Below are 11,494 nucleotides of genomic sequence, written 5' to 3'. Positions count from 1 at the left end.
GCGCCGGCTTGACCGTCTGAGCTGGCCTGGCGGGCGATTCGCCGACCGTGCTGGTCGTCGCCCCCTCGCAGGCGGCGAACCCAGCCACGTCGCCAACTTCTTCGGAACAAGCTGAAGACCGTCTCGTTTCTTTGCTCGGGTACCCAAGGGAAAAGCGGCGTCGGCAACTTAAGAGAGGGGGGCATTGAGTCAGCTATTTTCGCCTGCGTCGAACACGCTAGCGCGCGCAACGCTGGCGGGGCTCATACTGTCTCCAGTCCTGATCTTCCTGATCGGCGCGACGGTCGCCCGGTCCGGCTTCGTCACCGGGCAGGGCCGGTTCGTCGACCAGGTTGTTCCCTTCAGCCACAAGCATCATGCCGGCGAGCTCGGCATCGATTGCCGCTATTGCCACACCGGCGTCGAGACGCAGGCCGATGCGGTGGTGCCGCCGACGCACACCTGCATGACCTGCCACTCGCAGCTCTACACCGATGCCGACATGCTGGCGCCGGTGCGCGAAAGCCTGGTCAGCGGCAAGCCGCTGGTGTGGAACCGGGTCAACCGGCTGCCCGATTACGTTTATTTCGATCATCACGCCCATGTGAACAACGGGGTGCCGTGTGCGGCATGCCATGGTGACGTGAAGCGAATGCCGCTGATGCGGCAGGCGGCGCCGCTCAGCATGGGCTGGTGCGTGGCGTGCCACAAGGATCCAGAAGACAGGATCGTCTCGCCCGCGCGCGAGTTCGAGGGCGCGCCCTATGTCGACCGCACCGCGTCGGACCGCGCCTTCGCGCGACAGACGATGGCGGCAATCGCGCATCACGGCCGCCACCTGACGGATTGTTCGACATGTCATCGGTGAGCGCGACCCTTGACCGTCGCGCGATCCTGCGCATGATCGCGGCCGGCGCGGCGGCTTCCGTCGCGGGGTGCAAGGCGCCCAATGCCAAGATCTACCCTTATGTGAATCAGCCCGAGAACGCCCTGCCCGGCTCGATCGTCCGCTATGCGACGGCGGTTCCCTTTGCCGGCTACGGCCGCGGCGTCACCGGCCTCGTCACAGACGGCCGGCCGATCAAGCTCGAAGGGTTGGCCGGGCACCCGGCGAGCCTCGGCGCGACCGATCTGTTCACCGAAACAGCATTGCTCGATCTCTACGACCCTCAGCGATTGCAGACTGTAACCGGCCCACCTGGTGTCGCGGATTGGCAATCGGCGGCCGGCGCCATCCACGCCCGGCCGCCGCAATCGAACCGGCTGGCGTTGCTGACCGGGCGCGTCACCTCGCCGACCATGCTGGCGATGATCGAGGCGTTGCGCGCACGCTATCCAGGCTTCCGCTATGTGGCGTGGGAGCCGATCAACGACGACAATGCGCTAGCAGGGGCCGAACAGGCGACGGGCAAGCGGATGCTGGCACGGCCACGGTTCGAGGCTGCCGACGTGGTCGTCGCGATTGGGGCGGACCCGCTGGGCCCCGGCCCCGACCAGGTGGCTTTGGCGCGCGCTTGGGCGACGCGCCGCCGCGCGGGGCCGCCGCCGCGGCTCTACGTCGCCGAGCCCTCGCTCACCAACACGGGCACGATGGCCGACCGGCGCACGCCGGCGACATCGGCGGACCTCGCCAGGCTCTGTCATCGGCTGGCGACGCTGCTCGGCGGCGAGGGCATTACGGGACGACTGACGCCCCCGCTGGACGACTTCGCCACCCATGCAGCACGCGACCTACTCGTCGCGCGGGGCCGGGCGATGATCCTGGTCGGGCCGCGGCAACCGCCGGCCATGCATGCCTTCGCGGCCTGGGCCAACGCCCGGCTTGCGGCGCCGATCGACTGGGCTGCCCCGATCGGCGGCGACGCGCCGATGGGCCAGGGCCTAACCCAGCTCAGCGCGGCGCTCCATGCCGGGGAGATCGACACATTGGTCGTGCTCGACTCCAACCCGGTCTATGCCGCGCCAGCCGAGCTCGACTTCGCCGGCGCGATCAAGCGGACGCCGATGACGATCGCCGCCAGCATGCTGCCGACCGAAACCAGCCAGGCGGCCGACTGGATTCTGCCGCTCAGCCATCCGCTGGAGGAATGGAACGACTGGCGCGCGCCCGACGGCACCGCGACGATCGCCCAGCCGCTGGTCGACCGCTTCTACGACACGCGTGCGGCAAGCGACGTGCTGGCGCTGCTCGCCGATCCCGCGGCCGACGCCGACAGCCATCGCCGCGTGCGCCAGACCTGGGCCACGCTCGACGGCAAGGCATGGTCGGCCGCCGTCGCCTCGGCCGTGGTGCCAGACAGCGCCGGCACCCCGCGGTCGATGCCCGCCGCCGGCCTCGCGCTGCCGACCGTCGCCCCTGTCCGCGGCCTTGAACTCGAACTGCGTCCCTCGCCGACTTTATGGGACGGCCGGCGCGCGAGCAACGCCTGGGCGCAGGAATGCCCGGATCCGATCACCAAGGAGGTGTGGGGATCGAGCGCGCGGCTCAACGGTGCCGACATGGCCGCGCTCGGGCTCAAGGACGGCGACATCGTTGACCTCCACGCCGGCGGCCGTAGCATTCGCCTGCCGGTTCGCATCACCGCCGGGCAAGCAAAGGGCGTCGTCACGGTCCTGACCGGCTACGGCCGCAGCCGGAGCGGCGCAGTCGCCGACGGCGTCGGCGCCAACGCCTGGGCGCTTGCTAAAGCTGGCGACATCGCGATCACCGCGACCGGAGAACGGCGCCCCACGATCAGCACCGAGAAGCAGTTCGTGCTCGATGGCGATCTCGCCAAGATCTTCCCTATCCTCGCCCCCGGCGAGGCGATGCCGAAGCCAAAGCCCGAGCCTTCGCTGCTGCCCAACCCGCCGGCGAAAGGCGCCGCCGCGCCGCAATGGGCGATGGTGATCGACACCGACGTCTGCATCGGCTGCAACGCCTGCGTCGTTGCCTGTCAGGCGGAGAACAACGTCCCGGTGATCGGCCCGGACGAGATGGCGATGGGCCGCGACATGCACTGGCTGCGCGTCGACCGCTACGATGTCGAGGAAAAGGATGCGAGCGGCTTTCAGCCGGTGCCCTGCATGCAGTGCGAGAAGGCGCCGTGCGAGCCGGTGTGCCCCGTCGAGGCGTCGGTGCACAATTCCGAAGGGCTCAACCTGCAGGTCTACAACCGCTGCATCGGCACGCGGACCTGCCAGGCGAACTGCCCCTACAAGGTCCGCCGCTTCAACTTCTTCGACTATTCGGAGCGCTCGGTATGGGGCGACGCCGACGACGCCTCGATCACCGCGCAGCGCAACCCGGATGTCACGGTGCGCGGACGCGGCGTGATGGAGAAATGCACCTATTGCATCCAGCGGATCAGCGCCGCCGAACATGACGCCGACGCCAACCACACACCCGTCGGCGAGGTGGTGACGGCATGCCAGGCCGCCTGCCCCACGCAGGCAATCACCTTCGGCAGCATCGCCGACGAAGACAGCATCGTCAGCGCCAAGAAGGCCGATCCGCGCCACTATGGCCTGCTCGAGGATTTGGGCACAAAGCCGCGCACGACCTATCTGGCGCGCACGATCAACGGCGAGGACGAGGCATGACAGCCGCACACGTCCGAGATACCGATCGGCGCTGGACGCTGCCTTCGGTCAACGCGCTGGGCGACGTTACCGAAACGGTGCTTGCGCCACTGATGGACCGGCGGGCGGGCAAAAAATACTGGCTGGCGGTCGCGGTCAGCCTCGTGATCACCGTTATCGGCTTTGCGGCGATGGGGTTCAGCTTCGTCTACGGCCCCGGCCTGTGGGGCAACAACACTGCGGTCGTCTGGGGCTTTCCGATCGCCAATTACGTATGGTGGATCGGCATCGGCAACGCGGGCACCTTGATCTCTTCGCTGCTACTGCTGACCCGCCAGAAATGGCGTGCCTCGATCAACCGCTTCGCCGAGGCGATGACGCTGTTCGCGGTGTCGATGGCGGGCATCTTCCCGATCCTCCACCTCGGCCGGCAAATCTACTTCTACTGGATGGCGCCCTATCCGAACACGATGGGCGTGTGGCCGCAATGGCGATCGGCACTGGTGTGGGATTTCTGGGCGATCGTCTGCTACCTGCTGTTCTCGATCCTGTTCTTCTATGTCGGCCTGCTGCCCGATGTCGCCGCGCTGCGCGATCGGCCGGGCAAGCGCGGCTGGCGGCTCTTCTACGGTTTTCTCGCGATGGGCTGGCAGGGCACGCCGCGCCAGTGGCAGTTGCAGGATCGCCTGCACCATGCGCTCGCGGTGCTGGCGGTGCCCTTGGTCTGCTCGGTCCATTCGATCGTCGGGTTCGATTTCGCCGCGAGCATGATGCCCGGCTGGATCGAAAGCCTGTTCCCGCCTTATTTCGTCGTCGGCGCATTATTCTCGGGCTTTGCGATGGTGGTGCTGATCGCGCTGACGCTGCGCTGGGCGATGGGGCTGGAAGGCATCATCGTGCCCCGCCATTTCGATGCGATCGCGCGGATCATCGTCGCCTCCGCGATCGTCATGGGCGCCTCTTATGCGATGGAATGGTTCAGCGCGTTCTGGAGCGGCGACCCGGACGAGCTGCGCGTCGTCGGCTTCGAATTCACCGGCCCCTATTGGCCGCTTTATTATGCGATGCTCGCCTGCAACGTCGCGATCCCGCAGCTGTTCTGGGTGCCGAAGCTGCGCACCAATGCCTGGGCGCTGACCGGCATCAGCCTGGCGGTGCTGGTCGGCATGTGGCTCGAGCGCATCCTGATCATCATGGAGACGCTGTCGACCGGCTACGAGCCGAGCTTCTGGCGGCTTTATTCCGCGACCTTCGTCGATTTCGCGATCCTCGCCGGCACGCTCGCGGCGTTCGTGCTGCTGTTCCTGATCTTCGCGCGGCTGCTGCCGGTCTGCTCGATGTACGAGACGCGTGAATTGCTGGCGGAGGAGCGCCGATGAGCCACATCGCCGTCGCCATCGCCCGCTTCGACGACGAAGGCCCCTATGTGCGGGCACGCACCCGCGCGGTGGCGCACGACTTCGCGATCCTCGGCGAATGGTGCCCCTACCCGCCCAAGGGCATTCCCGCCCTGCCCGGCACCGGCCGCATCGTCTGGACCGTCGCGATCACCGGCATCATCGGCGCGATCGGCCTGTTCGCGCTCGCCTGCGCCACCACCTACGCCTATCCCTTCGACAGCGGCGGGCGGCCATTGTTCAGCTGGCAGACCTTCCTGATTCCGGCGACCGAGTTCCTCGCGCTCGCCGGCGCGATCGGCGGCGTCGTCGCCCTGTTCCGGATGGCGCGTCTCACGCGGCTCAACCATCCCGCCTTCGATTTCGAGGAAATGCTCCACGCCTCGCTCGACAGCTTCGTCCTCGCGCTGGCCTGCGACACCGAAGACAATGCCAACGCCGCCATCGCGCTGCTTGCCGAGACGGGTGCGGTCCACACGCGACTGGTCGACTCATGAGGGGCGCGGCGCCTCTGCTGCTGTTGGCGCTGCTCGGCGGGTGCGACCTGTCGATGAAGAACCAGCCGCGCGACGACCGGATGGGCAGCGCGACCCTGTGGCCCCACGGGCCCGCGCGGCAGCCGCCGCCCGCCGGCACGATCAGCGAGGCAGACGTCGCCGACGCGCAGGCGCTCGCGCATCCGCCGCCGCTCACCGCGGCGCTGCTCGACCGCGGCCAGCAACGGTACCAGATCTATTGCGCGGTATGCCACGGCGACCGCGGCGACGGCGACGGCGTCGTCGTCCAGCACGGTTTTCCCGCCCCGCCCTCCTATCACACCGCCCGGCTCAAGGCGGCCCCGCCCCGCTACATCGTCGACGTCATCACCCATGGCTATGGCGTGATGTACAGCTATGCCGACCGCGTCGCGCCCGCCGACCGCTGGGCGATCGCCGCTTATGTGAAGACGCTCCAGGTCGCCGGCCCCGGCAAGGGGGCGAGATGAGGCGATCGTGGATCATCGGCGCGATCGCGCTGGTCGCCGCGGCGCTGCTGCTGCTGCTCGATCCGGCCGCGGTGGCGAGCGGCTGGCGGATCGCCTTCCTGACCGCGAGCGCCCCGGTGCTCGGCGCGGTGTTGATGCTGCTGATCGCCCGCGTGGTCGGCGCCGACTGGCACGCCTTCGGCCCGATGGCAGCCGCCGCGCCGCTGATGCTGCTGGTCGCGCTGGCGATCCTGCCCGCGCAATTCGCGGTCGACGTGCCGGCCAACCTGAGCTTCTGGGGCAGTCCGTGGCTAATCGCGATCCGCGCGCTGCTGGCGGTCGGCGCGCTGATAGTCGTGGCCAATCGGCTGATCCGCGGCGTGTCGGTGAGCTTCGCCGCGATCGCGCTGGCGCTCTATGCGGTGCTGGTGAGCCTGATCGCCTACGACTGGATGCTGGGCGGCGACCTCGGCCATCCGATCTCATCGATCGGCATGATGCTGACCGCCGAGCAGGTCGGCGGCGCTTGTGCCGCACTGCTCGTGCTGGGCCTCGGTTCCACCGGGTTCCGGCGCGACATGAGCTATATGCAGATCGCCATGGGTCTGGCGCTCAGCTACATGATTTTCATGGATTATCTCATAAAATGGTACGCCGATCTGCCAAGCGAGGTCGATTGGTACGTCGCCCGCGGCGGGCCGATGGCGCTGGTGGCGGGCGCCGCGCTGATCCTGTGGCTGTTTGCGCCGATCGTCAGCCTGACGGTGTGGCGCGACGATCGCGGGCGGCGGATTGCCGGCGCCTGCGGCCTGGCGGGACTGTGGCTCGCCAACCTGTGGCTGGTCGGCGGCGAATGGCTGGCGGCGCTGGCCGCCGGGCTGGTGACGATCGCGATCGTGAGCTGGTCGATCGCGTTTTCGAGGAGACAGACAAGGGAGGACAGCCATGGCCGAGCCGGCTGACGACGATCCGCGGGAAAGCTGGGCGTTGCCCTTCCGAAAGCCGGCGCTGATCGGCCTCGCGGTCCCGTCCGGGCTGTTCGTCATCGTGCTTGGATTCGGCTTGTGGTTCAACGCGACGCTGCGGCCGGCCATGTTCATCAAGCCGCAGACCTTTCCGGCGCCCGGACTCAAGACCGCGATCACGCCGGCGACGGACGATGCCGAGACCCCCGCGCCGCCTGTTGCCGAAGATCCTGCGATCGCCCGCGCCAAGGCACAAATCCTGCGCAGCGGCCTTCCCGGCTGGCCGGAGGCATCCAAATGATCCGCCGCCTATGCCTCTTGCTCGGTCTTTGCCTTGCGCCGCTGGCAGCGCATGCCAACGGCCGGTTGAGCCCCAACCAGATCGCCAGCGTTGGCGCCCACCCCGATGCCGACGCGCGCATCCCCTACGATACCCACTGGGTCGATCGGAATGGCAAGCCGGTCCTGCTCGGCGATCTGGTGAAGGGCAAGCCTACGGTGCTATTGTTCATCGACTATACCTGTCGCCACATCTGCGGCCCCGGCCTGACCCTAACCGCCGGCGCGCTGCATGACAGCGGGCTCAAGGTCGGCAAGGACGTGTCGTTCGTCATCCTGGGCTTCAATCCCGGCGACGGCCCCGCCGAGGCACGCGCGATGGCCGACAAGCAGCTTTCCGCGCTGCCCGACATCCAGAGTGCCGTGCACCTGCTCAGCGCCGATCCCGACACGATCGACAAGGCCGAAAAAGCGCTCGGTTTCAAGGCGGTCTACGATTCGACCACCAACCAATATGCGCACGATGCCTCGGCCTATATCTTCAACGCGAAGGGAAGGCTTACCAAGCTGCTGCCCGAAACAGCGCTGGTCGCGCCGGTGCTCAAGAAGGAGCTCTACGCCGCTGGCGGCAGCGATCAGAACCAGGGTTTTCTCGCGCATATCACCACCGTCTGCTACGGCTTCGCCGCCGCGCACGGACTGTATGGCAAGGCTATCGTCGTCGGGCTGAAAACGGGCGGCGTGCTGATCCTGCTCGCCGGCATGGTTTTCTTTCTGCTGCTGCTCAGGAGGAGGCGCCGCAATGCCGCCTGAAGCCTCGACCCTTGCGCCGCGCATCGACCATCTGATGCTGATCCTCGTCGGCATGTCGGTGCTGATCGTCAGCCTGGTGAGCGCGCTGCTGATCGTGTTCTCGATCCGCTACCGGCGCGGCTCGACCGCGAAGCGCGGGAGGCTTCCCGAATGGGTGTCTCGCGAGATCGAAATCGGCTGGACGGCGGCGACGTTCTTCGTCGCGCTGTTCATCTTCTGGTTCGCCGCCGCGCTGCAAGGGGCGCAATACAAGATGCCCAAGAACGCGATGGAGGTGCATGTCGTCGCCAAGCAGTGGATGTGGAAGCTCGAGCATCCCAACGGCCGGCGTGAAATCAATGCGCTGCATGTGCCGGTCGGCGTCCCGGTCCGGCTTGTGATGACCTCGCAGGATGTCATCCACAGTTTCTTCGTCCCCGCTTTCCGCATCAAGCAGGACGTGCTGCCCGGCCGTTACACCGAGGCATGGTTCGAGGCGAAGGAGGTCGGCACCTATCACCTGTTCTGCGCCGAATATTGCGGTACCGATCATTCCAAGATGACCGGCGGCATCGTCGTCATGCCGCGCGCGGCCTATGCCCGCTGGAGCCGCGGCGTCGACGAACACGGCACCCTTGCCCAGCAGGGCGCGCAGTTGTTTCGACAACTCGGCTGCACCGGCTGCCATGGCCAATCGGCGCGAGTCCGCGCGCCCTCGCTTGCCGGCATCTTCGGGCGGCGGCAGCCGATGGAAGGCGGCGGCTTCAAGGTCGCCGACGAGGAATATATCCACGATTCGATCCTGCAGCCGCAGAAGGACGTGGTTGCCGGCTATACGCCGGTCATGCCGAGCTATCAGGGGATCGCCAGCGAAGACGATGTCGTTCGCCTGATCGCCTATCTGAAGACGCCGAACGGAGGGTCGGTCGAATGAGCCCAAACACGCAGGAGGGCATCGTCGATCGCGAGCTTCGGTCGCCCAGCTATCTCCAGAACGGCACCACCATACGATCATGGCTGCTGACCACCGATCACAAGCGGATCGGCATCCTCTATGCGATGTCGATCACCTTCTTCTTCTTCCTGGGCGGCATTGCGGCAACGCTGATCCGGCTCGAGCTGATCTCGCCGACCGGGCTGTTCCTGACCAATGACGAATATAACCGCGCCTTCACACTGCACGGCATCGTCATGGTGTGGTTCTTCCTGGTGCCGTCGATCCCCACCACGCTCGGCAACTTCCTGTTGCCGATGATGATCGGCGCGAAGGACGTCGCCTTCCCGCGGCTCAACCTGATGAGCTGGTATCTGTTCATCGCCGGCGGGCTGCTGACCGTGCTGGCGCTCATCGCCGGCGGCGTCGATACCGGCTGGACCTTCTACACGCCGTTCTCGACGCTCTATTCGAACAGCCATGTGCTGCTTGCAGCGATGGGGGTGTTCGTGGTCGGCTTTTCGTCGATCGCGACGGGGGTGAATTTCATCGCCACCGTCCACCTGCTGCGCGCCAAGGGCATGACCTGGATGCGGCTGCCGCTGTTCGGCTGGGCAATGTATACCACCAGCCTAGTGATGGTGCTGGCCACGCCGGTATTGGCGATGTCGTTGCTGCTGGTGGTGGCGGAGCGCGCGTTCGGTCTGCCGATCTTCGATCCCCGTTCGGGCGGCGACCCCCTGCTGTTCCAGCATCTGTTCTGGTTCTACAGCCACCCCGCCGTCTACATCATGGTGCTGCCGGCGTTCGGTGTGGTTTCGGAAATCATCACTTGCGAGGCGCGGCGCCGCATCTTCGGATATCAGTTCATGGTTTATGCGATGGTGGTGATCGCGGTGATCGGCTTCATGGTCTGGGGCCACCATATGTTCGTCTCGGGCCAGTCGGCGTTCGCCAGCCTGGTTTTCTCGTTCCTCTCCTTTGTCATCGCGGTGCCGAGCGCGATCAAGGTATTCAACTGGACGGGCACGCTCTACCGCGGCCAGATCCGCTTCTCGGCGCCGATGCTCTACGCGCTGGGCTTCATCGGCTTGTTCACGATCGGCGGGTTGACCGGCCTGTTCCTCGCATCGATCCCGATCGACGTCGACCTCACCGACACCTATTTCGTCGTCGCGCATTTCCACTACATCATGGTCGGCGGTTCGGTTTCGGCATTCTTCGGCGGGCTGCACTTCTGGTGGCCCAAGATCACCGGCCGCATGTATTCCGAGCGGCTGGCACAATTCGCCGCGATCTCGATGTTCTTCGGGTTCAACTTCACCTTCTTCCCGCAGTTCATCATGGGCTGGATGGGGATGCCGCGCCGCTATCATCTCTACGCGCCCGAGTTTCAGCCGTGGCATGTGATGTCGTCGATGGGCGCGGTGGTGCTGGCGTTCGGCTACGCCTGGCCGGTCTTCTATCTCGGCTGGTCGCTGTTCAAAGGTCAGCGCGCGCCCGACAATCCGTGGGATGCGACGGGGCTCGAATGGCAGACGCGTTCGCCACCGCCCAAGGAGAATTTCGATCGGACGCCGGTGGTCACCGACGGCCCCTACAAATATCACCCACAAGATAGCACGCCGCATGAGGTCGAGCAGGCGCAAGCACCGCAGGTGCCGTGATGTCGAGCGATATCATCATTCACGAACCGTTCGAAACGGCAGCACGACAGAAGGTCGCGGTGCCGTTCGGCGTGTGGTCATTCCTGGCGACCGAATGCCTGTTCTTCGGCGGCATCTTCCTCTTCTATGCCTATGCGCGCTGGCACGGCGGCGAAGCGTTTAGCGCGGGCGCGAAGGAAACCGACATCTGGTTCGGGTCAGCCAACACCTTCATCCTGATGACCTCCAGCCTGACGATGGCCATCGCCGAGCGCGCAACCAAAGAAGGGCTGGTGCGGCTGGCGCGCTGGATGCTGTGGGCGACGATCGGCTTCGGCCTCGCCTTCCTGGTGGTGAAGGGCTTCGAATATCGCAAGGATATCAGCGAGCATCTGATCCCCGGCCCGCACTTCAAGCTCGAACAAGGCCCCGCCGCGCAATTCTGGGCCTTTTACTGGACGGTCACGGTGACGCACGCGATTCACCTCACCATCGGCCTCGGCGTCGTCGGGCGACTGCTGTGGATCGATCGCCGCGGCGATCTGGCGCCTCATGCGACGACCGCGGAAGGTACGGCGCTTTATTGGCACCTCGTCGACATCGTCTGGGTGATCCTCTACCCGCTGCTATATCTGGTCGGCCGGCCATGACGCCCGAGCAACGCCGCCACCTGATCTACGCACCGCTGCGTATCTGGCTGGGGCTGTGCATCCTGCTCGGCCTTACCGCGACCTATGCCTATCTGCCCCACGTCCCGATCAAGCCCATTATCAGCTTGCTGATCGCCGCCGCCAAGGGCGCGCTGATCGTGCTGTTTTTCATGCAGTTGCGAAAAGCCGAAGCGATCGTGCGGCTGGCGGCGCTGGTCGGCGTGATCTGGGCGTCGTTCCTCTTCCTGTTCTCTTTCGCCGATTTCCTGACCCGATAGCCCGTGCCCAGTGTATCCGGGGGACTAGGTTCGTAGTCGCGATCCCGCT

12 protein-coding genes are annotated in these 11,494 nt (G+C 66.1%); all 12 read left to right on the top strand.

Going from position 1 to position 11,494, the window contains the following annotated elements:
• Window positions 1-184: 184 nt before the first annotated feature.
• From K7G81_RS15225 to K7G81_RS15170, 12 genes are read left to right on the top strand one after another with little or no spacing between them, the layout of a single operon-like run.
• The gene (locus K7G81_RS15225) at window positions 185-847 is read left to right on the top strand and encodes a cytochrome c3 family protein (protein WP_223031675.1); all 663 of its coding nucleotides are present in this window, start codon (window positions 185-187) and stop codon (window positions 845-847) included.
• Window positions 844-3,561, top strand: a complete 2,718-nt coding sequence (locus tag K7G81_RS18075; protein ID WP_223031674.1) for a molybdopterin dinucleotide binding domain-containing protein — start codon at window positions 844-846, stop codon at window positions 3,559-3,561. The genes K7G81_RS15225 and K7G81_RS18075 overlap by 4 nt, the downstream gene beginning before the upstream one ends.
• Entirely contained in the window at window positions 3,558-4,919 is a 1,362-nt protein-coding gene (gene nrfD / locus K7G81_RS15215; protein ID WP_223031673.1) for an NrfD/PsrC family molybdoenzyme membrane anchor subunit, read from the top strand. Before K7G81_RS18075 ends, nrfD begins: the two co-directional genes overlap by 4 nt.
• A complete protein-coding gene (locus tag K7G81_RS15210; RefSeq protein ID WP_223031672.1) occupies window positions 4,916-5,434 on the top strand; it encodes a quinol:electron acceptor oxidoreductase subunit ActD in 519 nt (172 codons plus the stop codon). Before nrfD ends, K7G81_RS15210 begins: the two co-directional genes overlap by 4 nt.
• Window positions 5,431-5,922: a c-type cytochrome gene (locus K7G81_RS15205; protein ID WP_223031671.1), complete on the top strand. Its 492-nt coding sequence runs from the start codon at window positions 5,431-5,433 to the stop codon at window positions 5,920-5,922. The genes K7G81_RS15210 and K7G81_RS15205 overlap by 4 nt, the downstream gene beginning before the upstream one ends.
• Window positions 5,919-6,863: a hypothetical protein gene (locus tag K7G81_RS15200; protein WP_223031670.1), complete on the top strand. Its 945-nt coding sequence runs from the start codon at window positions 5,919-5,921 to the stop codon at window positions 6,861-6,863. Before K7G81_RS15205 ends, K7G81_RS15200 begins: the two co-directional genes overlap by 4 nt.
• Window positions 6,847-7,167, top strand: coding sequence for a hypothetical protein (locus K7G81_RS15195; RefSeq protein WP_223031669.1), 321 nt, complete (start codon window positions 6,847-6,849; stop codon window positions 7,165-7,167). The genes K7G81_RS15200 and K7G81_RS15195 overlap by 17 nt, the downstream gene beginning before the upstream one ends.
• A complete protein-coding gene (locus K7G81_RS15190; protein WP_223031668.1) occupies window positions 7,164-7,958 on the top strand; it encodes an SCO family protein in 795 nt (264 codons plus the stop codon). The genes K7G81_RS15195 and K7G81_RS15190 overlap by 4 nt, the downstream gene beginning before the upstream one ends.
• Window positions 7,948-8,871 (top strand): cytochrome c oxidase subunit II, encoded by a 924-nt coding sequence (gene coxB, locus K7G81_RS15185; RefSeq protein WP_223031667.1) that lies wholly within the window; start codon window positions 7,948-7,950, stop codon window positions 8,869-8,871. Before K7G81_RS15190 ends, coxB begins: the two co-directional genes overlap by 11 nt.
• A complete protein-coding gene (ctaD, locus tag K7G81_RS15180) occupies window positions 8,868-10,538 on the top strand; it encodes a cytochrome c oxidase subunit I (RefSeq protein WP_223031666.1) in 1,671 nt (556 codons plus the stop codon). The genes coxB and ctaD overlap by 4 nt, the downstream gene beginning before the upstream one ends.
• The gene (locus K7G81_RS15175; protein ID WP_223031665.1) at window positions 10,538-11,167 is read left to right on the top strand and encodes a cytochrome c oxidase subunit 3; all 630 of its coding nucleotides are present in this window, start codon (window positions 10,538-10,540) and stop codon (window positions 11,165-11,167) included. Before ctaD ends, K7G81_RS15175 begins: the two co-directional genes overlap by 1 nt.
• On the top strand, window positions 11,164-11,445 hold the full coding sequence (locus tag K7G81_RS15170) for a cytochrome C oxidase subunit IV family protein (protein ID WP_223031664.1): 282 nt from the start codon (window positions 11,164-11,166) through the stop codon (window positions 11,443-11,445). Before K7G81_RS15175 ends, K7G81_RS15170 begins: the two co-directional genes overlap by 4 nt.
• Window positions 11,446-11,494: the final 49 nt, after the last annotated feature.

Source organism: Hephaestia mangrovi (genome assembly GCF_019880555.1).
GTDB lineage: Bacteria > Pseudomonadota > Alphaproteobacteria > Sphingomonadales > Sphingomonadaceae > Sphingomonas > Sphingomonas mangrovi.
Note: the sequence above shows the minus strand (reverse complement) of the source record. Positions and strands in the feature narration are given on the sequence as shown.